General features: G+C 63.6%; 20 protein-coding genes and 1 pseudogene. 10 read left to right on the forward strand and 11 right to left on the reverse strand.

Annotated features, from left to right (window positions below):
- Positions 1-146 precede the first annotated feature (146 nt).
- Complete coding sequence (locus tag ABR948_RS12425; protein WP_428117829.1) at positions 147-2,621, reverse strand: adenylate/guanylate cyclase domain-containing protein; 2,475 nt, start codon at positions 2,619-2,621, stop codon at positions 147-149.
- Positions 2,622-3,015: 394 nt separating this feature from the next.
- Entirely contained in the window at positions 3,016-5,067 is a 2,052-nt protein-coding gene (locus tag ABR948_RS12430) for an AsmA family protein (RefSeq protein ID WP_428117832.1), read from the reverse strand.
- A 230-nt stretch (positions 5,068-5,297) separates the two neighbouring features.
- Between ABR948_RS12430 and ABR948_RS12435 the strand changes: the two genes are divergently transcribed.
- Positions 5,298-5,972: a Crp/Fnr family transcriptional regulator gene (locus ABR948_RS12435; protein ID WP_428117835.1), complete on the forward strand. Its 675-nt coding sequence runs from the start codon at positions 5,298-5,300 to the stop codon at positions 5,970-5,972.
- Positions 5,973-5,987: 15 nt separating this feature from the next.
- On the opposite strand, the gene ABR948_RS12440 is transcribed toward ABR948_RS12435, so the two are convergent.
- The 4 genes from ABR948_RS12440 to ABR948_RS12455 form a co-directional block, all read right to left on the reverse strand.
- Positions 5,988-9,122: an efflux RND transporter permease subunit gene (locus tag ABR948_RS12440; protein ID WP_428117838.1), complete on the reverse strand. Its 3,135-nt coding sequence runs from the start codon at positions 9,120-9,122 to the stop codon at positions 5,988-5,990.
- Positions 9,122-10,054, reverse strand: coding sequence for an efflux RND transporter periplasmic adaptor subunit (locus ABR948_RS12445; protein WP_428117841.1), 933 nt, complete (start codon positions 10,052-10,054; stop codon positions 9,122-9,124). Before ABR948_RS12445 ends, ABR948_RS12440 begins: the two co-directional genes overlap by 1 nt.
- Before the next feature lie 197 nt (positions 10,055-10,251).
- Positions 10,252-10,902, reverse strand: a complete 651-nt coding sequence (locus tag ABR948_RS12450) for an OmpA family protein (RefSeq protein ID WP_428117876.1) — start codon at positions 10,900-10,902, stop codon at positions 10,252-10,254.
- Between the two features lie 167 nt (positions 10,903-11,069).
- Positions 11,070-12,512, reverse strand: a complete 1,443-nt coding sequence (locus ABR948_RS12455; RefSeq protein WP_428117844.1) for a caspase family protein — start codon at positions 12,510-12,512, stop codon at positions 11,070-11,072.
- 521 nt (positions 12,513-13,033) lie between these two features.
- Here ABR948_RS12455 and ABR948_RS12460 point away from each other — a divergent pair.
- The 3 genes from ABR948_RS12460 to ABR948_RS12470 are packed head-to-tail and all read left to right on the forward strand — an operon-like array spanning position 13,034 to position 15,118.
- On the forward strand, positions 13,034-13,840 hold the full coding sequence (locus tag ABR948_RS12460) for an N-acyl homoserine lactonase family protein (protein ID WP_428117879.1): 807 nt from the start codon (positions 13,034-13,036) through the stop codon (positions 13,838-13,840).
- Positions 13,841-13,858: 18 nt separating this feature from the next.
- Complete coding sequence (locus ABR948_RS12465; protein WP_428117847.1) at positions 13,859-14,734, forward strand: NAD(P)-dependent oxidoreductase; 876 nt, start codon at positions 13,859-13,861, stop codon at positions 14,732-14,734.
- 39 nt (positions 14,735-14,773) lie between these two features.
- Entirely contained in the window at positions 14,774-15,118 is a 345-nt protein-coding gene (locus tag ABR948_RS12470) for a RidA family protein (protein ID WP_428117850.1), read from the forward strand.
- Positions 15,119-15,258: 140 nt separating this feature from the next.
- Here the strand turns inward: ABR948_RS12470 and ABR948_RS12475 are convergent, their stop codons facing one another.
- On the reverse strand, positions 15,259-15,726 hold the full coding sequence (locus ABR948_RS12475; RefSeq protein ID WP_428117882.1) for a MarR family winged helix-turn-helix transcriptional regulator: 468 nt from the start codon (positions 15,724-15,726) through the stop codon (positions 15,259-15,261).
- 221 nt (positions 15,727-15,947) lie between these two features.
- Here ABR948_RS12475 and ABR948_RS12480 point away from each other — a divergent pair, with 221 nt between their 5' ends.
- The 5 genes from ABR948_RS12480 (at position 15,948) to fahA (ending at position 21,580) form a co-directional block, all read left to right on the forward strand.
- Positions 15,948-17,561, forward strand: coding sequence for an FAD-dependent oxidoreductase (locus ABR948_RS12480; RefSeq protein ID WP_428117852.1), 1,614 nt, complete (start codon positions 15,948-15,950; stop codon positions 17,559-17,561).
- Positions 17,562-17,582: 21 nt separating this feature from the next.
- Entirely contained in the window at positions 17,583-17,807 is a 225-nt protein-coding gene (locus ABR948_RS12485; protein ID WP_428117855.1) for a DUF2783 domain-containing protein, read from the forward strand.
- A gap of 36 nt (positions 17,808-17,843) precedes the next feature.
- A complete protein-coding gene (locus ABR948_RS12490; RefSeq protein WP_428117858.1) occupies positions 17,844-18,797 on the forward strand; it encodes an MBL fold metallo-hydrolase in 954 nt (317 codons plus the stop codon).
- 2 nt (positions 18,798-18,799) lie between these two features.
- Positions 18,800-20,146, forward strand: coding sequence for a homogentisate 1,2-dioxygenase (gene hmgA / locus ABR948_RS12495; RefSeq protein WP_428117861.1), 1,347 nt, complete (start codon positions 18,800-18,802; stop codon positions 20,144-20,146).
- A gap of 162 nt (positions 20,147-20,308) precedes the next feature.
- Positions 20,309-21,580 carry a fumarylacetoacetase gene (gene fahA, locus ABR948_RS12500; protein ID WP_428117864.1) on the forward strand — a complete coding sequence of 424 codons (1,272 nt, stop codon included), beginning with the start codon at positions 20,309-20,311 and terminating at the stop codon, positions 21,578-21,580.
- A gap of 114 nt (positions 21,581-21,694) precedes the next feature.
- On the opposite strand, the gene ABR948_RS12505 is transcribed toward fahA, so the two are convergent.
- Positions 21,695-22,006: a DUF1272 domain-containing protein gene (locus tag ABR948_RS12505; RefSeq protein ID WP_428117867.1), complete on the reverse strand. Its 312-nt coding sequence runs from the start codon at positions 22,004-22,006 to the stop codon at positions 21,695-21,697.
- A gap of 87 nt (positions 22,007-22,093) precedes the next feature.
- Complete coding sequence (locus ABR948_RS12510; protein ID WP_428117869.1) at positions 22,094-22,567, reverse strand: Lrp/AsnC family transcriptional regulator; 474 nt, start codon at positions 22,565-22,567, stop codon at positions 22,094-22,096.
- A gap of 122 nt (positions 22,568-22,689) precedes the next feature.
- Between ABR948_RS12510 and hppD the strand changes: the two genes are divergently transcribed.
- On the forward strand, positions 22,690-23,808 hold the full coding sequence (gene hppD, locus ABR948_RS12515) for a 4-hydroxyphenylpyruvate dioxygenase (RefSeq protein WP_428117872.1): 1,119 nt from the start codon (positions 22,690-22,692) through the stop codon (positions 23,806-23,808).
- Here the strand turns inward: hppD and ABR948_RS12520 are convergent, their stop codons facing one another.
- Together ABR948_RS12520 and ABR948_RS12525 are read right to left on the reverse strand one after the other, a co-directional pair.
- The gene (locus ABR948_RS12520; RefSeq protein WP_428117874.1) at positions 23,809-24,921 is read right to left on the reverse strand and encodes a CaiB/BaiF CoA transferase family protein; all 1,113 of its coding nucleotides are present in this window, start codon (positions 24,919-24,921) and stop codon (positions 23,809-23,811) included.
- 42 nt (positions 24,922-24,963) lie between these two features.
- Positions 24,964-25,088: pseudogene (locus ABR948_RS12525) on the reverse strand (FAD binding domain-containing protein); the annotation flags it as partial.

Below are 25,088 nucleotides of genomic sequence, written 5' to 3' on the forward strand. Positions count from 1 at the left end.
CCGTTCCCTCCCCCTTGCGGGGGAGGGGCAGGGAGGGGGGTGGCGGCATCGGGACTGCCCGTGTGTACCCCTCTCCCCAACCCTCCCCCACAAGGGGGGAGGGAGCTCACCGTCATCGCTGCGACAGTGCGCTAACTAACTCGCCGCTACTTCTTCAATCTTCGCGGCTCGGCCGGTGCTGCCGGTGCCGGCGTCGCAACCTCCGCGGCCTCGCTCTCCTCGCGCCAGCCCAAGATCTCCACCGCCAGCACCGGATGATTGAACCCCTTGAGCACGAGATCATCCAGCGCCTTGCCGTCGGCCCATTGTTCGACCATGCCGAACACGCGCCTGGACACCACGATCTGGTTGGCCTTGGCTTCGTCGCACAGCCGCGACGCCAGATTGGTGACGCTGCCGATCGCGGCGTATTCGAGCCGCTGTTCGAAGCCGATCTGGCCCAAGGTCGCATAGCCGAGCGCGATGCCGACGCCGAAACCGAGGCTGTGGCCGCGGTTGCGCCATTTCTCCGTCAGCGCGCCGATGGTGTCGCGCATCTCGACCGCCATCTTGACCGCGCGCTTGACGTGATCGGGAAACTGTATCGGCGCGTTGAACAGGATCATCACGCCGTCGCCGGCATAGCGGTCGAGCGTGCCTTCGTAGCGGAAAATCAGCTCGCCCAACGCGGCGTGATATTCGCGCAGCACGTTCATCGCCTCTTCGGGCTCGGTGCTCTCGGTGAACGCGGTAAAACCGCGCAAATCGCAGAATACGACCGTGACTTCGCGGCGGTGGCTGTCGAGCAGCGCATCATGGCCGTCGGACGACGCGATCAGTTGCGCGACCTGCGGCGCCAGGAAGCGCTCGAGCTTGCGGATGCGCTCGATTTCGGCGAGCTGCTTCTCGACCCGCTCCTCCAGCGACTTGTTCCAATCCTTGAGCTGCGCGGTCTGCTCCTGCAGCTTGTCGGCCTGCTGCTGCACGGTGGAATGCGCCGCGGCCAGTTCGCGGCCTTTGTGATCCACCTCAGTGAACAGCCGCGCATTGCGCATCGCCAGCACCGATTGATGCGCGAAGGTCCGCATCAGGCCGATCAGATTGGCGGTGAATTCGCCGGTGGCGCGGCGCAGCACCACCAGCGATCCCAGGATGCCGGTCTGGTCGACCAGCGGTACCACCAGCACCGAATGAAATCCGGCCGTCACCGCGATGTCGCGCAGCAGATGCTCGGCGGCATCGGTCAGATCCGCTATCGCGATCGGCTCGCCCTTCGCGGCGGCGCGGCCGAGCACCGAAGTGTCGGCGTCGATCGCCAGATGCGCGCCTTCGGCTGATTTGTCGATGCCGATCGCCTCGGTGAGCTGGAACTGGCGCTTGGCGAGGTCATAGCCATAGATCAGCACCGCGTCGGCATGGGTGATTTCGAGCGCGCGGGCCGCGACGGTGGGCAGCACGGCGTTGAGATCGAGCGAGGACGACACCGCGCGGCCGACTTCCTCGAGCACCTTGAGCTCGTTGACCGACTGCGCCAGATCGCGGGTGCGCTCCTCGACCTTGGATTCGAGGCCGGCGTAAGTTTCGTGCAGCTGGCCGGCCATGCTGTTGAACTGGTCGGCGAGTTCCTCCAGCTCGTCCCTGGTGTGGACGTCGATGCGATGGCTGAAATCGCCGTCGCCGAGCCGCCGCGCGCCCCGGCGCAGCGCCGTGATCGGGATCAGCATGCGGCGCGCCAGCAGCGTGCCGGCCAGGATCGCGACCGCGAGGCCGAGCGCGATCAGAAGCGCGATCCGCAGCAGCTGATCGCGGATCGGGGTCAGCGCCTGCGCGGTCGGCTGCTCGAAGAACACCACCCAGCCGAGCTTCGGCACGGTATAGGCCGCGCTCAGGACGTCATGGCCCTCGACGTCGGTGCCCGACGCCAGCGCCCGGTCGTCCAGCATCTTCAGGGCGGTGGCGACCTGCGGCAGCTCGGAGAGGTCCTTGCCCACATCAGGCCCCTTGGCCGAACTCGCCAGCACCTGGCCGCGCAGGTCGACCACATAGGCAAACGTGCCCTTGCCGACCTGGGCGTCGCCGAGAAAATCAGAGAGGACGCGCAGGTCGATATCGGCGACGGTGACGCCGGCATTGAAACCGGAATGCGCCACCGCGATCGACATATACGGGTTCGAGCCCCGGAAAAACGCCGGCGCGAAATTGACGTTGCGGGTCAGGGTGTCGGTAAACCTCATGTCGCGGGAGAAGTCGGCCTGGCTGCCGATCGCGATCGAGGTCCGCGACAGCCGCAACTGCTCGCGGCCATCGCCGCCGATCAGCGAGAGCTGGTAGACCGCCGGGACCTGGTTGAGAAGCTGGGCATAATCGGCGCGGTGCTTGTCGGTGGAGTCCGAGCTGGCGCGGGTCACCCAGCTGATCTGGCGTTCGAGGTCGAGCACCGATTGCTCGATCCGCCGCGCGGTCGCCTCGGCCTTCTCGCCCATGGCGTCGGTGAGGGTGGACTTGATGCCGCGGTAGCTGATCCAGGTCTCGATCGCGCCGTTGACCGCGAGCACGAACACCACGAGGCCGACCAGCGAGATCACGTATTTGGCGAACAGGCCCCCGCGCAGAAACCAGCTGTTGCCCTTGACCCCGATCATTCCGACCCTCGTGCGCGCCACCCGCCGGGGTGCACGCATCCGCTGCCATCACGGAGGCCTGTCTAGCACAATTCAGGGGGCTCCGGCCGGGCGGATGGCGGCGTGGTTAGCCGAGGACTGCCGGCGAAATTGCCGCTTGTCGCTACCCCCCACCCCGACCCTCCCCCGCAAGGGGGGAGGGAGCGAGAGAGCGGAGCGAAGGGGAAGAAGAGCGCCCCGCTTCTATGCGAGATGAAGCGGCTACTTGAGATGAATGGTCACTCAGATGAACGGCTACCTACAGATAAGCGGCCCGAACCCAAAAGCGGAGCGTGATCTTCTTCTCCCTCCCCCCTTGCGGGGGAGGGTTGGGGTGGGGGGTGCAGCAAGGTTGGTGTGCGTGTCAGGCACGTACTCACCGGTTGAACAGCTGCTTCAGCACGTCGTTCATGGGCTGGCTGTCCTGCTGCGGCGGCGGATCGATTGGCGCCGGGGCGGCCGCGGCCGGGGAGGGAGCCGGGGCCGGAGCCGGCGCGGTCGCCGGCATGCCGCGGTTGCGGCCCGGGGTACGGTTCTGGCCCAGCCCCTGCTGCAGCAGATTGCCCAGGGTCTCGCCGAGCTTGCCGCCAAGCGGATCGGATCCGCTGTTGCCGGATCCGTCGGAACTGCCGCCGAGCAATCCGCCAAGCCCGCTGCCAAGGCTACCGCCGCCAAGTCCATTGCCCAATCCACCGGGACCGAACAGGCCCTTGCCCATGTCCTTGAGCTTGGCATAGGCCGCGTCGGGATTGTCCAGCATGCCGGCCATATCGGGATAGATGCGCGGCTCCGCCCACGGGCCGTCGATCACCACGGGAATGCCGAACCCGACCGGATCGGCGGCGCGGCCCTGGCCTTCGGTGGTCATCACCAGCTTCGGCTCGACCCGGAACGCCAGCGATTGCCGGCCGAGGTCGATGGTGCCGGTTCCGGTCATCTTCACGAGAGGCCCGACCAGATTGAGATCGCTGGAGGTGGCCTGCCCCTGCTCGATCCGGAACGAGGCCGAAAGCTGGGAGAGATCGGTGGTCTGTTCGCGGTTCTCCTGCCAACCCGACAGCGTATTGGAGGTCAGCGAGCGGATCATCTGCGCGACGTTGAGGCCCTTGATGGCGCCGTCCTGGAACACCGCGAACACGGTGCCGCCCAGGTTCGACATGATGGCGCGCTGGCTCGCCCCGGTGGACCGCACCGCGATCTTGGCCTGCAGCTTGCCGTCGAGCTTGTCGAAGCCGGCGGCGGCGCGCAGCAGCGGCAGCGCGCGCACGCCGACGAGATCGCTGCGCAGCGTGTAGGCCGGATTGGGGCCGGAGGCATCGATGTCGAGTTCGCCATTGGCCTGGCCGCCATAGGCCCCGAGATTGGGGATGCCGCATTTGAGCACCCCGGCATTGAGCGTGGCGTCGATCTCGACCGGCGCGAAATGTCCCTCGCCGATGTTGAGCGCGGCGGCGGAAACCCTGATCTGGGTGTCGACATAGTTCAGGCCGTTGACGTCGAGCGCGGCGTTGCTCCAGGGAGTCTGGGACGGTTGCGAGGGCTGCGCGCTTTGGGCGCCAGCCGCCGCGGCCGGGGCGACCGCGATATCGAGCCGCTGGAAATCGAGATCGAGCTTCAGCAGCGGCTTGCTGGCGAGATCGACCGAGGCCCATCCGTTGAAGGCGCCGTCGCCGAGCGTGCCGGTGAGGCCGTTGATCATCACCACCGAACCGTTGAGCCTCACTTCCGCCCGGCCCGACAGCGGGGCCTGCAGCATATCGGGCGCTTCGAGCGTGAGGTCGACCGGAACGTTCTGCCGTTCCAGCGGCGGGGCGGGCGCGGTCGCCTTGATGTCGAATTTGAGCGGATGCTCGCCGGCGCGGGCGCTGCCGGTGATCCTGATCTTGCGGTCGGCGCCGATGCTGGCATCGGCGTTGAGCCCGTCGACGCGGTTCTCGACCCGGTCGCGCAGATTGGAAAACACGATGGCGGCGTCGGTCACCTTGATGCGTTTGATGGTGGGCGCGCTGGAATCGGCTTCGTGGGTGGTCGTCGCCGATTTGGACGAAGATGGCGCCGGCGCGGTGCTGCGTTCGCGCAGCAAGGGCACGCTCAGAACCGGGTGGGCGATCGACAATTCGGTGATCTCGGGGTGACCCGACCACAGGCTTGCCAGCGTCATGTCGGCCTGGATGCTGCCGACGGTCAGCCGATTGCCGTCGCGGTCCTTCGGTCCCTCCAGCGTGACGTCATTCAGCGTGACGTTGAGGGACGGCCACAGCCCGATCTTGGTCGAGCCCGCGATCGTCAGCCGGTATCCGGTGTCGCGCTCGACGCGCTCCTGGATGGCCGAGGTCAGAAAGCCCGAGGGGATTCCGATGACCAGCAGCAGGGCCACGATGACGATGACGGCAGCGACGGCGCTGCCCGCGATTTTCAGGGCTCTCATGGCAAATTTCCAGACCCGGCAAACGGCAGTTGGTTGGGCCAGCCCGCACCCCGGCGTGGCCTTTTCTCCGAGCTTATCCCGGAAAGGGGAAACCGCTCAAAGCCGCCAAAAATAATCCGGGGGTGCTGCAAAGGTATGTGACTTATGACACACTTCAAACCGGCCGAACCCCCGACATTACCGTTCAGCCCGTTTTGACGATTTTTGAACTCGCGCCGGAAGGCATTGCCATGAGCAAACAAGCCGAATTTGCGGTTATTCTGAAGATGAATCCGATGTTTGCGGATCTCGGTGCCGACGAGTTGCAGCGGATTTCCGCGCTGTGCCACACCCAGCACCTCAACACCGGTGAGATGCTGTTCCAGAAGGGCGATCCCGGCGACGCCCTGTTCGGGGTCCGCCGCGGCCAGATCCGGATTGAAACCGGCGTCTCCGACGGCAGCCGGCTGACCCTGAATTTTCTCGGGCCCGGCGATCTCTTCGGCGAGGTCGCGGTGCTCGATGGCCAGAGCCGCACCGCCGATGCCGCCGCCGGCGAGCCGACCGAGTTGTTCGTGTTGCGGCGCGAGGATTTTCTCGGCCATCTCGAACGCGAGCCGCGGGTCGCGGTCAAGCTGATCATGCTGCTGTGCCAGCGCATCCGCTGGATGAGCGAGCGGATGGAGGAATCGGTGTTGCAGCCGCTGCCGGTGCGCCTGGCGCGACGGCTTTGTGCCCTGGCCTCCGATTTCGGCTCCGAGGTGCACATCTCGCAGGAGCAGCTCGGCGTCTTCGTCGGCGCCGCGCGCGAGAGCGTCAACCGTCAGCTGCAGCTCTGGCGCAAGGACGGCATTCTGGATCTGCAGCGCGGACGGATTTTGTTGCAGAACATGACCAAGCTGACGGCGGTGGCGCGGAACGAGTAAGCGCGTCGGCTGGGCTCACTCGGCCGCGGGCGAATGCACGATCGCCGGCGGTTTGTGATCGGCGGCATGATCAGTGGGCATGTGCTCGCCGTCGCCGCTGGACGCCAGCAGTTTCTTGCCAAAACGCCAGAACAAGGCGCCGATGTCGTCCATCATCATGAACATCGCCGGCACGAACACCAGCGACAGCACGGTGGAGAACACCAGACCGCCGATCACGGCCAGCGCCATCGGCGAGCGGAATTCGCCGCCGGCGCCGAACGCGAGCGCGGATGGCATCATGCCGGCGGCCATGGCGATGGTGGTCATCACGATCGGGCGCGCGCGTTTCATGCCGGCGTCGATGATCGCCGCGTCCCGGGCCACGCCTTCGCGGATCGATTCGACCGCGAATTCCACCAGCATGATGGCGTTCTTGGTCACGATACCCATCAGCATCAGGATTCCGATCCACACCGGCGTGGTGAGCTGCTTGCCGGTCACCAGCAGTGCCACGATCGCGCCGCCGATCGAAAGCGGCAGCGAGAACAGGATGGTGATCGGCTGCAGGAAGGTTCCGAACAGCAGCACCAGCACCGCATAGACCATCATCAGGCCGGCGGTGATGGCGGTGGCAAAGCCCGCCGACAATTCGTTCAGGCTCTCGGCATCGCCCGAGGGGTTCACGGTGACCCCCTTCGGCAGGCTCTTCATGACCGGCAGGTCATAGATTTTCTTGGTGGCGTCGCCGAGCGCCGCGGTACCGACGAGGTCGGCGGCCACGGTGGCCTGACGTTCCCTGTCGTAGCGGTTGATGCTGGTCGGGCCCTGATCGAGCTTGATGTCGGCCACCACCGATAGCGGCACGCCGCCGCGTCCGCCGCCGAGCGGTACCCGCAACTGGTCGAGAATCTGCAGGTCGCCGCGCGCGCCGTCCTCAAGCTGAACCCGGATCGGCACCTGCCGGTCGCCGGCGTCGAACTTGGCGAGCGCCGGGCCGACGTCGCCGATGGTGGCGACGCGAATGGTTTCCGACAGGCTCTCGGTGGAGACGCCGAGCCGTGCGGCGAGATCGGCCCGCGGCTGAATCCGAAGCTCGGGCCGGTCGAGCGAGGTTTCGGAAATCACATTGGCGATCAGCGGAATCCGCTTCATCTGGTTCGCCAGCTCGCTGGCGACATTGCTGACGATGTTGCTGTCCGCGCCGGTGACGACCAGCGAGATCGCGCGCAGGCCGTTTTCGTCGAGAAACCAGAACCGGATGTCGGGAACGTTTTCGAGTTCCTGGCTGATCTCAAGCTCGAGCTCGCGCTGCGTGATCTTGCGTTCGGTCTTCGGGGTATAGTTGATGATCAGCGCCGCGCGGCGCACCTCGAACGTCCCAGGCGGCACCCGGCCGCCATCGACGAACACGCTCTTGACCTCCGGCCGTTTGCGCAGGCGGGTGACGATTTCCTCGGTGACCTTCTCGGTGAAAGCGAGCTGCGAGCCGGGCGGCAGCTCCATCGCCAGCAGCGAGCGCGCGGTGTCCTGCGCCGGCAGGAAGCCCTGCGGCAGCAGCGTGATGCTCCAGATCGAGGCCGCGAAAATGCCAAAGCCGATCAGCACGGTGATGAAGTAATGCCGCACCGACCAGGTCACGAGCCGCGTATAGGCCTGCAGCACCCGTCCCGGCGGCGGATCGTCATGCGCATGGTCCTTGAGGAAATAGGCGGCCAGCACCGGCGTGACGAAGCGCGCGGCCAAGAGCGAGAAGAACACCTGCACCGACACGGTGATGCCGAATTGCTTGAAGAACTGGCCGGCGATCCCGGACATGAAGCTTGCGGGCGCGAAGATCGCGATGATGGTCAGCGAGATCGCGATGACGGCGAGGCCGATTTCGTCGGCGGCCTCAAGCGCGGCGCGATAGGGCGATTTGCCCATCCGCATATGGCGCACGATGTTCTCGATCTCGACGATGGCGTCGTCGACCAGAATGCCGGTCGAGAGCGTGATGGCGAGGAAGCTGACGAGATTCAGCGAAAATCCCAGAATGTCCATCGCCCAGAATGCCGGGAAGATCGACAGCGGCAGCGAGATCGCCGCGATAATGGTCGCCCGGATGTCGCGCAAAAACAGCAGCACGATGATGACGGCAAGGATGGCGCCCTCGAAGAGGGTCGAGATCGCGGCCTCGTAATTGCCTTTGGTGAATTCGACCGAGGTGTCGATCAGCTTGAGGTCGACATCGGGATAGGCAATCTTGAGCGCGTCGATGCGCTTCTGCACGGCGGCGGCGACCACCACGTCGCTGGCGCCCTTCGAGCGCTTGATGCCGAGCGCCACGACCGGTTCGCCGTTGAAGCGGGCAAAGGTGCGGCGGTCAGCGATGGTGTCGGTGACGGTGCCGAGATCGTCGAGGCGCACTTCGCCGCCGGTCGGCAGGCTGATCATGGTTCCGGCCAGATCGTTGAGGGTCTTGGCGCCGGCAAGGGTGCGGATGGCCTGGTCGTTCTTTCCGATTTCGGCCCGGCCGCCGGCGAGATCGACATTGGTGCCGCGCAGGCGGTGGCTGACATCGACCGCGGTCAGTCCGGCGGCCTGCAGCCGGTCGGGATCGAGCGACACCAGGATTTCGCGCTCGACACCGCCGATACGCTCGACCTGGGCGACGTTGCGCACGCCCTGCAGCGCGCGTTTGACCACATCGTCGACGAAATAGGACAGTTGCTCGGGCGTCTTGCCGGGCGAGATCGCGGCATAGGTCACGATCGGCAGCCCGATCACATCGACGCGCTGGATCAGGGGCTCGTTGACGTTTTGCGGCAGATTGGCGCGAACCCGGGTAACGGCGTCCTTGACGTCGTTGAGCGCCCGGTCGGTGTTGGTTTCAAGCGCGAACTGGATCGTGGTCAGCGACAGCCCGTCGGTGATCGACGATGAAATATGCCGCACGCCCTCGACGCCCGATACGCCGTCTTCGATGGTTTTGGTGACTTGCGATTCCAGTTCCGCCGGAGCGGCGCCGAATTGCGATACCGCGACCGAGATCACGGGGATGTCGGCGCTGGGCAGTCGCGTTACCGCGAGCTTGGTAAAACTGACCCAGCCGAGCACCAGCAGGATGATCGAAAACACGATGGAGGGAAGCGGATTGCGGATCGACCATGCCGAGATATTGAGAGCCATCAGCGTACCCGCGTTCGATCGAGTTCCTCGGCGAACATGGTCTTGATCTTGTCGCCGTCATGCAGCGAGGAGCCAGCGTCGGCCACGACGATTTCGCCGACGTCGAGGCCCTCAAGAATTTCCGTCGAGGTATCGGACACCAGTCCAACCCGGACTTTTCGCATCTCAACCGTATTCCCTTTGACCACCTGGACGGTCAGATGGTCAATGGCGGTGCGCGGTATCGCGACCCCGCAGCTGCGCTTGGCGTCGATGCTGGCCTGCGCGAACATGCCGATCTTGAGCGAGGGATTGCCGGTCAGCGTGATCCTGATATGGCCGAGTTGGCTGCTGCGATCGATTTGCGGCGACACCAGTCGCACGCGGCCGACGATATCCGGCCCATTGTCCCGGCTGATCCGCACCGTCGCCCCTGGATTGAGCTTCAGCATGTGGACCGCAGGGACTTCGGCATCCATGTCGATTTCATTGTTGACGGCGATCCGGAACATCGGTCCGGCCTGGGGCGAGGCTGGCGCCCCGACGATGGTGTTGACCTGGGTGACAAGGCCGGCGGCCGGTGCGCGCAGCGACGTCGGCGGTGCGGGGCGTGAGCCGCCGCCGGGCGCTCCGGGCTGTGCCGGTGGCGGGGTCAGCCGGGCCAGTTCCTGATTGTCGGTGACGGTCTCGCCTTCGCGGACCATCAGGTCGGAAACCTTGGACCCTTCCTGATCGACCCCGACCACCGCTTCGCGGCGCGGCACGACAAATCCGGTGACCCGTACCAGGTCGGAGAAGCAGGCGTTGGTCGATTTCGTGACAATGACCATCGCATTGCTTGGCGTTTCCTTCTCTTCGGGGTGCGAACGGTGTTCAAACCAGTACCAGCCGCCGCCGAGAACTGCGACGAAGACCACCGCTAAAGCAGGCTTGAGGTATTCGGAGAGCGTCATCGCCGGATCAATCCAGACCTAAATTCTTGAGACCGTCATTTCCCGGCGATGCAAAGCATCGAACCCGGAATCTCGAGATTCCGGGTCTGGTGCTAACGCACCATCCCGGAATGACGGGGAGTATGACAGACAAAAGCATCCCGCAGGGGCGCGGGACGCAGTTAGATTGCAAAACTTTACTCAGGCCCACTGCGGCTTCACTTGGACGCGGTCGCCTTGTTGTCCATATTCGCGACCTGCACGCGGCGGTTTACGTCCGCCAGCGGGTTGGCCGGATCCTTGAGCTTGGTCTTGCCGTATCCGACGGTCACAAGGTCGGTGCCGGTAATGTGGAATTTATCGACCAGATAACGCTTGATCGAGTCGGCGCGACGCTCCGACAGGTCCTGGTTATAGGCATCACCGCCAGCGGCGTCGGTATGGCCTGCGACGACGAAGGTCGAGCCCTTTAGATCGGGGTTGGACAGCGCCCGCCCCAAAGCCTGAACCGACGGCAGCGATTTGGCGCTGATATTGGCCGAATTGTAATCGAAGTTGATCTCCAGATCGATCTTCGGCTTGTCCTTGACGATGGTGGCAATTTCTTCGCGCTCGGCGGCCGAGAGCGAACGCGTGGGCCGGTTGCGGATGGTCTGCACAAAGCTCCCTTCGGCCGCGGCGGCGGCCGGATCGGTCTGGGTCTGCGGACCTGCCGACAGGCCTCGGGTTATCGGCTTCTTGGCCGGCGCGAGCGCCCGCACGATCTGATCCTCGGTGACGTCATCGGCCCTTGCCATGCCGCCGATGCAGAGTGCGGCGCCAACCGTCAAAAGCGAAAGGATCGCGGTCAGATTTCTCCTTCCAGACATTTTCGACATTGCCAGTCCTCCTGCGCACCCGTGCGCGGTTGCAACGAATTTGCCAATAAGCCACGGGCCCAAATTGATCGCGAATACTTGCGGGTCTTCTTCTTGTGTCTTCGACAGCGGCCCGGAGGTTCGAAAAGAGGGGCCCGGCCGCTCAATTAAAGATGTCGTCAACGGACCCCGTAACTCGCGAATTCCTTGACAATATTCGGGTCCATCGCTTTCGCGTTGGATATATCCAATTCGCCCTCGGAAATCGAGCCGTTGTTCTTCTTGGCGAGCCCGCGCCCGTAGAGCGACGAGGTCAGTCGCGGATTGATCTTGAGGGCGGCGTCAAAGTCGGCAATCGCGTTCTTGGCCTGCCCGCTCTTGAGATTGACCAGGCCGCGGCTGTCGAGGGCATCGACAAAATTGGGCCGCAGCCGAAGCGCCTCGTTGCAATCCCGCAATGCCGCCTGCAGGTCACCGATCACGGTGCGGGCCCAGCAGCGGTTGTTGAGGGCTTCCACGTCCTTCGGATTGAGCCGCAGCGAATCGTCGAAGTCCTTGACCGCGAGGCTGTAGGCTCCCTTGCTGGCATAAACCTGTCCGCGCCGGTAATGCGCGCCGGCGTCGTCGGGATTTTCGATGAGTTTGTCGGTCAACATCTTGATGGTCGGGTCATCTCCGATGTTGGGGGGCAGACCCTCATTGGGTTGCGGCAGTTTGGCCACCGGAGGGGTGGGGGGTATTTCAGCCGGCGGCGGCGGGTCGTAGTGCGGCAGCGGTGGCGGGACGGGGGCTGCCGGTGGGGGTAGCGCCGCTACCGGCCCGGGCGGAGCAGCGGGCGGCGGTGCCGGCGGTTGACCGGGCGGTCGCGCGCCCGAGCCCGGAATGAACGAAAAATCCTCAGCCAGGGAGGATGAAATCCATGGCACCTGCTCGCTGCGCGACGCGCGGGTCACGCCGACGCGGGTACGGTTGAGCGTCTCTTCCGCCATCAGGTCGGGGACGCGGATTTCCTTGAGCAACTCCTGTACGAACAGGCTGTGATCGCTGCCATTGTCCGAGATCACGGAGCTCAGCGCCGCCGAGTACATCACCAGCGTGCCGTTTGGCGCGATCACGGGCGCGAGGCCGGCGGAGAAACTTCGGAACCGGCGTTCAAACGGGTTGCGCCTGGAGGCATCGACGAGCGCGATCTTGACGCCGGCACCGCGGTTGTTGATTTCGCCGAGCACCGTTTCCAGGCTGAAGCCGTCGCGGCGGACGTCCGGCTCGGTCCAGATCTGCGCATCGACCGGTATCATGAAACTTTGACGGTTGGACTGGATGCCGAAGCCGCTGAAGAAAATCAGCGCCACGGTGCCGGGCTTCATGTGTCCGTAAAGCCGATCGAAGGCGCGGCGCATCGCTTCGCCGGTCAGGTTTTCTCCGATGTCGACCGTGAAGCCGTCGCGCTTGAGTTCGTCGGCGATGTCCCGGGCATCATTGATGGGCTCTTTCAGGGGGGCGTCGGCATCCGGATATTTCGCGTTGCCGATGACAAGGGCGAAACGATCCGCGGCGGCCGACGGAACAATCGACGCGATCGACAGGATCAGGGTGGCAAGCAATGTAAGGCGGATTCTCATACGACGTTCAGCCCAACCATCAAGGCGCCGATCCCAGCACGCGCCTCGGCGACCTTACCCCACGAAAATCGCATTATCAAACCGGGCCGGCAAGTGCCGTCCGCCGCCGGCAAAACCGCTGGTGACGCGACCATTAACCGCTGCAAGCGCGCGTCAATCATCCAAGCCGTACTCGAAATCAAGCGCACCATTTCGCTCCTTCCATCATGTTTCCGTCACGGCTTGCACGCCTGGCGCGAAGCCGCGCGGAGCTTGTCGTTAGGGCCGCGCTTGGCGCAGATCCGTTGGCGCTTCTGCCCGGGCTTGACGAGCTTTGCATAAAATCTCCCGTCCGGGTGACGCCACGTCGCGGGTCCAGGGATGCTGTGTGATCGATCTCACACTGGTAAAGCGTGGACAGATGGCCGGCATTTCCAAATAGCCGGCATGAACGGCGCGGGTTTGACCTTTGCGGACGACAATGGCTTGGTGCGACGAGGCCCATCGCAATCAAGAAAATATAACCCAAGAAAAATATGACCATGGAAAACGCCTACGAAATCTACGCGCTGCGCTACGCGACGATGTCGGCGCGCACGCCGCATATGAACTACCTCTCGCCGGATCCCCACGAGACCACGGCTTCGGATCTCGACTATTTCGTCTGGCTGATCCGAGGTCACGGCCGCGATATTCTGGTCGACACCGGGTTCAATGCGGCGGAGGCTAGCTTGCGAAACCGCAAACTCACGCTCAATCCGGTGGATGCGCTGGCGCGCTTCGGCCTTGGTGCCGATGCGATCCGCGATGTCGTCATTACCCATCTGCATTACGACCACGCCGGCAATCTCGATCTGTTTCCGAATGCGCGATTTCATCTGCAGGATCGCGAGATGAGCTACGCCACCGGGCGCTGCATGTGTTTTGGAGGCTTGCGTCATCCGTTTTCGGTGGAGCATGTGACGATGATGGTCCGCCACGTCTTCAGCGAACGCGTGACGTTTCATTCGGATGATGGCGAGGTCGCGCCCGGCGTGACGTTGCATCGCGTCGGCGGCCATTCCGATGGCCTGCAGGTGGTCAGGGTCGAGACCGCGCGTGGTCCGGTGGTGCTGGCGTCGGATGCCGCGCATTTCTACGGCAATCTGCATCGCCGCAGTCCGTTCCCGATCGTCTACAATATCGGCGACATGTGCCAGGGCTGGGAAACCGTCGAGCGGCTTGCGGGCCATCCCGATCGCATCATCCCCGGGCATGATCCGCTGGTCGCCGCGATCTACCCGCGCGCCAGCGACAAGGTCGATGCTTTTGCCCTGCACCTGCCGCCCTCGCGCTCTTTCGTCAGATAGATTCACGCGAGCACACAGATGTCACAGCACAAAACCATCGGTTTTATCGGTCTCGGCGTCATGGGCGAGCCGATCTGCCGCAACCTCGTCAACAAGAGCGGCGCTCGCGTGATCGCTTTCGACCTCGCGCCGGAACCGCTGGCGCGGCTGAAGTCTGATGGGGCCGCTGCGGCGGCGTCGGTGGCAGATGTCGTCGGCAGCAGCGAAATCCTGTTCCTGTGCCTTCCCAGCGCCAGACATGTGCGCGCGGTGTTCGAAGGCGACGGTATCCTGGAAAATATCCGCCAGGGCCAGATCGTGGTCGACCTCGGAACCTCCTCGGTCAGCCAGACCCGCGATTTCGCAAGGCAGTTGCAGGCCCGGGGCGCGTCCTGGGCGGATGCGCCGATCGCGCGCACGCGTCAGGCCGCGCAGGACGGAACGCTGAGCGTCATGGTCGGCGCGACGCCGGAACTATACGCCGCGATCGAGCCGTTGATCCGCTGCTTTGCCACCGACGTCACCAATTGCGGCGGCACCGGCGCCGGGCAGGTGACAAAGATTCTCAATAACATGGTGCTGTTCGAAACGGTCAACGCGCTGGCCGAGGCGGTCGCGATCGCCAAACGCAATGGCGTCGATCCCGCGCTATTGCTCGACACCCTGTCGAAAGGCTCGGCCGACAGCTTCGCGTTGCGCAATCACGGTCTCAAGGCGATCGTGCCCGGCAATTTCCCCGAGCGCGCGTTCTCGACCGAATATGCGCTGAAGGATCTGTCCTATGCGCTGGAACTGGCTTCGGATGCGGGGATCAAAATCCGCGGCGCCGAACTGATCGGTCAGATCCTGCAGGAAGCCATCGATGCCGGTTCGGGCGGCGCCTATTTTCCTGTCATCGCCAAATACCTGGGTTGAGAAGCATCTGGGTTAAAGCACCATCCATCGGAGCCAGTCATGATCATTCGATTTCCGGGCCTCACGCCAACCCGCAGCCGCGCCGTGGTTCACGATAATCTCGTGCTTACGGTGGCGGTCGCGCCCGATCCGGTCAGCGCCTCGATGTATGAGCAGAGCGCCAAAGCGCTCGCCCGCATCGATGAGAGTCTTGCATTGTGCGGTTCGGACAAGAGCAAGATCCTCTCGGCCATCGTCTACATCGCCGACATAAAGCGAAAAGGCGAGATGAACCGCGCCTGGGACGAATGGGTCGACAGGTCAAACCCGCCGATGCGCGCCTGCATCGGTGTCGAACTCGAACCGCCGCATATGGTGGAGATCGTGGTGACGGCGGCGAAGTGAAAATACCTTTGTCATTCCGGGGCGCGCGCTAGCGCGAACCCGGAATCTCGAGATTCCCCGATGTGCAATGGCACATCTGAGGTCTGCGCCTCAGGTCGGCTATCGCCGACCGACGGCGCATCCCGGAATGACGGGTCCTCTCAATACGCTTCCTTCTTGTCGGCTTCCCGGCTGGTCTGCACGAGGTCGAGACTGTTTTCGATCTTGCCCAGCAGGCGCGCGAAATCCCTTTGTTCCTGCAGCGAGAGACAGCACAGGATCTCGCGCTCCTTGCGCAGCAGGCGCGGAATCAGCTGCTCGTACAGCGTCTTTCCCTTCCGCGTCAGGCGGAGCCGAAACTCGCGGCGGTCGTCTTCATTCTCGACCCGTTCCACCAGCAGGCGCGTCATCAGCGCCGTGACGGCGCGGCTGATGGTGGATTTATGGGTGCGGGTGCAATAGGCGATGTATTGCGCACTGCACGCGTCGTTGCGGAAGCCGAGCGTCGCCAGCACGCGCCATTCCGGAATATCCAGCCCGTAACGCGCCTGGTATTCGCCCGACAGCGCGGCGGAGACCTCGGCCGCCAGCCGGTTCAGACGGAACGGCACAAACCTGAACAGGTCCAGCCGGGAGCCCTTATCGGATGCGGTTGCTTGGCCGGACGCCTTTGCCTGGCGCGAACCGGGGGCGGTTTCGCCCGAAGACGCTTTTGCCAACAATTCGCTCCAATTTGAGTTGACGGCGGAACGCGCGGGGGGTTTAGATAGTTGCAGATGAGACTATCATAGCGGGGATCGATTCCCATGACCAGTCCCATGACCGGAACCTTGGCCAGAGCAACCTGAGCATGGCGCATTCCAAAGCCCAGTTCGGCTATCGCCGCCACGCCGATCAGGATCGGATCGATGGCGATATGGCGGCGTATCCGGTTGTGGTGGTCGGTGCCGGGCCGGTCGGGCTGTCGCTTGCGATCGATCTGGCGCAGCGCGGCCAGGGCGTCGTGCTGCTCGACGACGCCGACCGGATCGGCGAAGGCTCGCGCGCGATCTGCTTCTCGAAACGTTCGCTGGAGTTCTGGGACCGGCTCGGCATCGGCCAGCGCATGGTCGACAAGGGTGTGGTCTGGAGCGTCGGCAAGATTTTTCACGGCGCATCGCAGCTCTATCAATTCAATCTGCTACCGGAACAGGGTCACAAGCGGCCCGCCTTCATCAACCTGCAGCAATTCTATGCCGAAGCCTATCTGGTGGATCGCGTCGGGGAGCTTGGCGCGATCGACCTGCGCTGGCGCAACAAGGTGATCGGGCTGGAGCAGCGCAACGACCACGCGGTGCTGACGGTCGATACGCCGGACGGACCTTATCGGATACGCGCGAATTACGTTGTCGCCTGCGACGGCGCCCGCTCGTCGCTGCGGCAAATGGTGGGCGCGGAATTCGCAGGTCAGGTGTTCGAGGATCAATTCCTGATCGCCGACGTCAGGATGAGCGCGGAATTCCCGACCGAGCGCTGGTTCTGGTTCGACCCGCCGTTTCATGCCGGGCGCTCGGCGCTGTTGCACAAGCAGCCGGAAGACATCTGGCGGATCGATCTGCAGCTCAATCGGTTTGCCGACCCTGCCGTCGAAAAACAGCCCGAAAATGTGCGGCCGCGGATCGCGCGCATGCTCGGGCATGACAAGTTCGATTTCGAATGGATCTCGCTTTACAAATTCCAATGCCGCCGGATGGAGCGGTTTTCGCATGGCCGGGTGTTCTTTGCCGGCGACGCCGCGCATCAGGTCTCGCCGTTCGGCGCGCGGGGCGCCAATTCCGGTCTGGAGGATGCGGAGAACCTGGCCTGGAAACTGGACCGCGTGCTGAGGAAACGGTCGCCGGAAGCCTTGCTCGAAAGCTATCACGTCGAGCGCAGCGCTGCGGCCGACGAGAACATCCGGGAATCGACCCGCTCGACCGATTTCATGGCGCCCAATTCTCACCAGGAGTCGAGGCTGCGCAAGGCGGTGCTGTCGCTCGCCAAGGAAACCGAGTTCGGCAAGCGCATGGTCAATGCCGGCAGGCTTTCGGTTCCCTCGGTCTATGACTCAGGCCTCTCCACCGCCGATGGCGAAACCTGGCGCGGCGGCCCGCGGCCCGGCGCCTCGATGTGTGATGCGCCGCTTGCCGCTCCGTCAGGCGATGCCGCCTATCTGACCGACGCCTTCATCCAGGCCGGAACGCGGTTCACCCTGCTTGAGTTCAGCAATGGCGCAGCGGTTGATCCGCCCGACGATGTCGGGGTGATCCGGATCGGCGGCGATGACGGCTTTTCCGATCCCGCGGGGCTGGTCGGCGCGCGCTATGATGCGGAGCCCGGCACGGCCTATCTGTTACGACCGGACGGTTACGTCGCCGCGCGGTTCCGGCATCCGACCCGCGCAGCGCTCGACGCGGCGCTGGCGCGTGCGACCGGCCACAATTGAGGTTTTACGCTGAGGTTCACGATGGCATTGTTGACGAGCTCGAATTTCGCCAGGCCGGATGACGCCTTTCGCGCCGTGGTCGAGGCGCATCGCGGCCTGAGCGATGAGCAAAGTGCCGATCTCGATGCGGCGCTGGTGCTGATCCTGGCCAATCATATCGGCGACCTCGATGTGCTGCGCGAGGCGCTCGCACTCGCCAGGCGTCGGATGGTCGACGCCAGTCAGCAGCAACAGCAGCAGCAATAAGAATTCTCGAGGAAATGTCGCAAAGGAATTGAATTGATGGCCAAGGGTTTCGCGTCCACTACAGACATGGCGGAGAAGAAGATCACCTTCTCGGAGATTGGTACGGATCTCTACGCCTTCACCGCCGAGGGCGATCCCAATTCCGCTGTCATCGTCGGCGATGACGGCTGCATCGTGTTCGACGCACAGGCGACGCCGGCAATGGCCAATAAGGTGATCGAGCGGGTGCGCAGCGTCACCGACAAGCCGATCAAATATGTGGTGCTGTCGCATTACCATGCGGTGCGGGTACTGGGCGCGTCGGCCTACAAGGCGCAGGCGGTGATTGCCTCGGCGGAGACCCATCGGCTGGTCGCGGAGCGCGGTCAGCAGGACTGGGATTCCGAATATGGCCGCTTTCCGCGGCTGTTTCAGGATGCGCAAAGCATTCCGGGCCTGACCTGGCCGACCCTGACATTTGAAGGCGAGATGTCGATTTATCTCGGCAAGCGCGAGGTGCGGCTGATGCAGCTGGGCGCCGGACATACTTCGGGCGACATCGTGGCGTGGGTGCCCGATGCGGAGGTGATGTTTTCCGGCGACCTGATCGAATATCATTCGGCCTGTTATTGTGGCGACGCACATTTGCGCGAATGGCCGTCGACGCTGAACGAAATTCGCGCCTTCAATCCCAAGGCCATCGCGCCGGGGCGCGGCGATGCGCTCAAGGGGCTCGCGACCGGGCGCGACGCCATCGCGATGACGCGCGACTTCGTCACCTCGCTCTACGGCGCGGCGGAAACCGCGGTCGCCAGGGGGCGCAATCTCAAGGAGACGATGGCGGCGGCCCGCGAGGTGATGGATCCGAAATTTTCGAGCTTCGCGATCTACGAGCATTGTCTGCCGTTCAACGTCTCGCGGGCGTTCGACGAGGCCTCGGGCGTAGACGATCCCGTGATCTGGACCGACACGCGCGACCGGGAAATGTGGGCCAGTCTGCAAGGAGGATGACCATGAATATCAATACCTCGCCTGATCTGATCAGCCGCAGCACCGTCGGCATCACCCCTGGCTACATGTCCGGCTTCGGCAATAGTTTCGAGACCGAGGCGCTGCCCGGCGCGCTGCCGGTCGGGCGCAATTCGCCGCAACGCTGTGCCTACGGGCTTTATGCCGAGCAACTGTCCGGCTCGCCGTTCACCGCGCCGCGCGGCAGTAACGAGCGCTCCTGGCTCTATCGCATCAGGCCGTCGGTGCGGCATTCCGGCCGCTTTGCCAAGGTCGATGCCGGTCTGTGGCGCACCGCGCCATGCCACGAGCACGAGATCGCGATCGAGCAGTTACGCTGGGATCCGGCGCCGATCCCGAAAGCAGACATGACCTTCCTGCAGGGCGTGCAGACCATGACCACGGCGGGCGACGCCAATACGCAAGCCGGCATGGCCGCTCACGTTTTCCTTATCACCAAGTCGATGGTCGATCAGCATTTCTATAATGCCGATGGTGAAATGCTGTTCGTGCCGCAGCAGGGCCATCTGCGTTTCGTCACCGAATTCGGCAGAATCGATGCCGAGCCCGGCGAAATCGTGGTGATCCCGCGCGGCGTGAAATTCCGCGTCGAGATCACGGCCGGACCGGCGCGCGGCTATCTCTGCGAGAATTACGGCGGAGCCTTCACGCTGCCGGAGCGCGGCCCGATCGGCGCCAATTGTCTCGCCAATGCGCGCGATTTCCTCACCCCCGTCGCGGCCTATGAAGACCAGGACACGCCGACCGAGCTGTTTGTGAAATGGGGCGGGCAGTTGTTCGTGACCAAACTGCCGCATTCGCCGATCGACGTCGTGGCCTGGCACGGCAATTACGCGCCGTACAAATACGATCTGCGCGCTTTCTCGCCGGTCGGCGCGATCGGTTTCGACCATCCCGATCCGTCGATCTTCACGGTGCTGACGGCGCCGTCGGAAACCGCCGGCACCGCCAACATCGACTTTGTCATTTTCCCGGAGCGCTGGATGGTGGCGGAAAACACTTTCCGCCCGCCCTGGTATCACATGAACATCATGTCGGAATTCATGGGGCTGATCTACGGCGTCTACGACGCCAAGCCGCAGGGCTTTACACCCGGCGGCATCAGCCTGCACAACATGATGCTGCCGCACGGCCCCGACCGCGAAGCCTTCGACCACGCCAGCAACAGCGAATTGAAGCCGGTCAAGCTGACCGGCACCATGGCCTTCATGTTCGAAACCCGCTTTCCCCAGCGGATCACCGCGCACGCGGCCGACAGCGCGACGCTGCAGGACGATTACGCCGATTGCTGGAAGGGCCTGGAAAAGCGATTCGATCCGAACCGGCCGTGAGATTCGTACTGTCCGTCATCGCCGGGCTTGACCCGGCGATCCATCTTCCTGGTCATTCCGGGGCGCGAGCGTAGCGAGCGAACCCGGAATCTCGAGATTCCGGGTCTGCGCCTCCGGCGCATCCCGGAATGACAGTGAAAACAGAAACAGGACCGAATTCCCTTGCCCCACCCCAACGATCCCTCGCTCCGCTCCTTCGTTCCGGTCGATCCCGCCTCCGACTTTCCGATCCAGAATCTTCCTTATGGCGTGTTCTCGGCCAAGGATGGCCTCACCCCTCGCGTCGGCGTCGCGATCGGCGACCACGTGCTCGATCTCTGGAAGCTCGAGCAGGACGGGCGGCTCGATGTTGGCGATTTGGGCGTGTTTGCGGGGCCGACGCTCAATCCGTTCATGGCGCTGGGGCCGAAGCTGTGGTCACGCACCCGGGCCCGGATCAGCGAGTTGTTGCGCCACGACAATCCGGAACTGCGCGATAATGCCGAATTGCGCCGGCTCGCGCTGGTGCCGATGACGCAGGCCAAGCTGCATCTGCCGATCGCGGTGGCCGGCTACACCGATTTCTATTCGTCGAAGGAGCACGCCACCAATGTCGGCGTCATGTTCCGCGGCAAGGACAATGCGTTGCAGCCGAACTGGCTGCATATGCCGATCGGCTACAACGGCCGCGCATCGACGGTGGTGGTCAGCGGCACCAAGGTGCGGCGTCCGCGCGGTCAATTAAAGCCGCCGTCCGCGGAGCTTCCGAGTTTCGGACCATGCAAGCGGCTCGATTTTGAGCTCGAAATGGGCGCGGTGGTCGGGCAACGCTCGCCGATGGGCGAAATGCTTACCGAGGCGCAAGCCGAGCAGATGATCTTCGGCTTTGTGCTGTTGAACGACTGGAGCGCGCGCGATATCCAGCAATGGGAATATGTGCCGCTCGGGCCGTTCCAGGCCAAGGCGTTCGCGACCTCGATCAGCCCGTGGATCGTGACCCGCGAGGCGCTGGAGCCGTTTCGCGTGCATGGTCCCGAACAGGATCCGGTACCATTGCCGTATCTGCGGCAAATGCAGCCGAACAATTACGATCTGCAGCTCGACGTCGGCTTGCGTGCGGCGCAAATGAAGCAGTCGACGCGCATCTGCCGCACCAATTTCAAATACATGTACTGGTCGTCGGTGCAGCAACTTGTGCATCATGCGTCATCGGGCTGCGCCATGAACATCGGCGATCTCTTAGGGAGCGGCACCATCAGCGGCCCGGAGAAAGACCAGCGCGGCAGCCTGCTGGAAATCTCGTGGAACGGGACCGAGCCGATCGAACTGCCCGGCGATATCAAGCGCACGTTTCTCGAAGACGACGATTCGCTCAGCTTCCATGGCTGGTGCCAGGGCGACGGCTACCGGGTCGGTTTTGGCGAGGTCGAGGGGACGATCGTTCCCGCAGAATGATTTTGTCATTCCGGGATGGTCCGAAGGACCAGACCCGGAATCTCGAGATTCCCCGATGTGCAATTGCACATCTGAGGTTCGTTGCTCCGCATCGCCCCGGAATGACGAGGAGAGTCAACGCTCCTCGGGCGCGATATGCCGGATACGCGCGCAATGCGCGGCGAGATCGTCGAGACCATATTGGAGATGCACGCGCTTGTCCGATGGCGGGGTTCTGTCAACCGATGCGCCGGGCCGCCATTCCCGCGCCGGCCGGATCGGCCGCGGGGCAAATCCACCGCCGCAGTTCGGGCAGACATTGCCGAGTTTGCTCTCGACGCAATCGGCACAAAACGTGCACTCATAGCTGCAGATGCGCGCTTGCGTGGAATTCGGCGGAAGATCCCGGTCGCAATATTCGCAATTGGGCCGGAGTTGCAGCGCCATGATCTCTCGCCTTCTTGAAGGGGGCAATCATCGCAAATCAGCGACGCAGCTTGAATGACGAATATCCCTCGATTCCGGTCATCCGCCTCAACGCCGCGATGTCAGCGGCAGCTTCTGGGTTTCCTTGAGCCGGTCGAGCACGATCGACGAGCGCACATGCGCCACGCTCTGGTGCGGCATCAATACGTTGTTGACGATATCCGACAGGCTCTTGAGATCGCGCAGTACCGCCTTCAGCAGATAATCGGCGTCGCCGGTCAGCGAATAGGCTTCCTGGATATCGTCGACGCGATTGACCAGCGCGCGAAAGCGTTTGGCGTTGTCGGGCGAATGGGTCGCCAGTGTGATGTGAATGAAGGCGATGACGTTGAAGCCGAGCGCCTCGCTGGCAAGGTCGGCGTGATAGCCCGATATCACCCGGTCTTGCTCGAGCCGCATCCGTCGTCGCGAGCATTGCGACGCCGACAGGCCGGCGATGTCGGCCAGTTGCTGGTTGGTCAGGCGGCCATCATCCTGCAGCGCCGCCAATATTTTGAGATCGAAGCCGTCTACGGAGATCATGCGTGAAATGCCGATTCTATGCACGGAGTATGCATATTTATAGCCGAAAGCCTGTCGATATGCATGCACTTCGCGCACCGGATGGCTGAATATCCAAGCCAAGCCAATCCAGGAGATCAGCCATGGGCCCATTTCCGCACGACGCGCCGGCGGCCGAGATTTCAGCCGAAAATCCAATGGGCACCGACGGCTTTGAGTTCGTTGAATACGCGCATCCCGAACCCGAACAGCTGCATGCCCTGTTCAAGCTGATGGGCTATGTGCCGGTCGCCCGCCACAAGACCAAAAAGATCACGGTCTATCGCCAGGGCGACATCAACTATCTCGTCAACGAACAACCGGACACCCATGGCTATGCCTTCGTTGCCGCGCACGGGCCGTGCGCGCCGTCGATGGCGTTTCGTGTGGTCGATGCGAAGCAGGCCTATCAACGCGCGCTGTCGCTGGGTGCTGAACCCGCCGACATGCCGTCCGCGCAGAAGACGCTCGATGTCCCCGCGATCAAGGGCATCGGGGGCAGCCTGTTGTATTTCGTCGATCGCTACGGTCCCAAGGGCTCGGCTTACGACGCCGAGTTCGAGTGGCTGGGCGCGAAAAATCCGCGGCCGGAAGGTGGGGGACTGTTTTACCTGGATCACCTCACCCACAACGTCCATCGCGGGCGCATGGATGTCTGGACCGGTTTCTACCAAAAGCTGTTCAACTTCCGGCAGATCCGTTTTTTCGATATTGAAGGCCGCGCTTCCGGCCTGTTCTCGCGGGCGCTGACCAGTCCCGACGGCAAGATCCGGATTCCGATCAACGAGGACGCCGGCTGCTCCGGCCAGATCGAGGAATATCTGAACCTGTATCGCGGCGAGGGCATCCAGCACATCGCCTGCGGCGCGACAGATATTTACCGCACCGTTGAGACCCTGCGCGCCGATGGCCTGCCATTTATGCCGCCGCCGCCCGCAACCTACTTCGAGAAGATCGATGCGCGTCTGCCCGAGCATGGCGAAGACGTCGCGCGTCTCAAGCGCGATGGCATCCTGATCGACGGCGAAGGCGTGGTCGAAGGCGGTCACACCAAGGTGCTGCTGCAGATTTTCTCCGCCAACGCGATCGGGCCGATCTTCTTCGAGTTCATCCAGCGCAAGGGCGACGATGGCTTCGGCGAAGGCAATTTCAAGGCGCTGTTCGAATCGATCGAGGAAGACCAGATTCGCAGGGGCGTGCTGAAGGTGGAGAACGCGGCGTAGCTATCTCCCGCCCTGCCACTCCCGCGTGATATCGGCAATATCCGCCGCCACGGCGTCGCGGATCGTCGATGGCGTGCGCGAAAACCGCGGCGCCGGCGCGGGCTGGGTGACGCCGTGACGGGTGACAAAGGTGTTTCGGGCCGCCATGTGCGGATGCTCGGGCGCCTCTTTCATGGTCAGAACCGGCGCGAAACAGATGTCGGTGCCTTCCATGATCTTGCACCACTCGTCCCGGGTCTTGGTCTTGAAGACATCGACCAGCTTTTGCTTCAGCACGGGCCAGGCCTCGCGATCCATCTGGGCGTCGAAGTCGGTATCGGAAAGGCCGGCCAGATCGCGCAGCAGCGCGTAGAACTGCGGTTCGATCGAGCCGATCGAAATGAAGCTCCTGCAGGCGCATTGATAGACGCCATAGAAGTGCGCGCCGCCGTCGAGGAAATTGCTCGCGCGCGCTTCGGTCCATCGGCCGGCGGCGGTGAGGTCGAAGAACATCGACATCAGCGATGCCGCGCCATCGCACATCGCCGCGTCCACCACCTGTCCCTTGCCGGATTGCCTTGATTCCAACAGCGCGGCGAGCACGCCGACCACAAGGTAGAGCGCGCCGCCGCCGAAATCGCCCACCAGATTAAGCGGCGGCACCGGCGTTTCCGCCGTGCCGATCGCGGCCAACGCGCCGGTGACCGAGATATAGTTGATGTCATGGCCGGCCGCCTGCGCCAGCGGGCCTTCCTGGCCCCATCCGGTCATGCGGCCGTAGACCAGGCGCGGGTTGTGCGCCAGCACGACATCCGGACCCAGTCCCAGCCGCTCCATCACGCCCGGACGAAAGCCCTCGACCAGCGCATCGGCATTGGCCAGGAGCTCAAGCACCTTCGCGATCGCCGCCTTGTCCTTGAGGTCGAGTTCGACCACCTTTCGTCCGCGCCCGGCCGCCGATGTGAGATTCTTCCTGGCGCCGACGCGATCGAGCGTCACCACCTCCGCGCCCATATCCGCCAGCATCATGCAGGCAAAGGGTCCGGGGCCGATGCCGGCGAATTCCACCACGCGGAAACCCGCGAGCGGGCCGCAGGCGCGGGTGGAGGATTGCGGGGCGGATTTATCGAGCACGTGGGTTTTTCCGTTGATCCGACAAGTGTGACGAAAACGCGATCAGCCGGCCTCGGCAACGGCGCGCTGTGCCATCACCTTGATCAGGTTGGCGCGATAGGTCGATGATCCGTGAATATCCGTCAATAGCCCGTCAGCGGAAATCTTGACGCTGTCGAGCGCGCCAG

The sequence above is a fragment of the Bradyrhizobium sp. genome (genome assembly GCF_050014615.1).
In the GTDB taxonomy this organism is placed as follows: Bacteria; Pseudomonadota; Alphaproteobacteria; order Rhizobiales; family Xanthobacteraceae; genus Bradyrhizobium.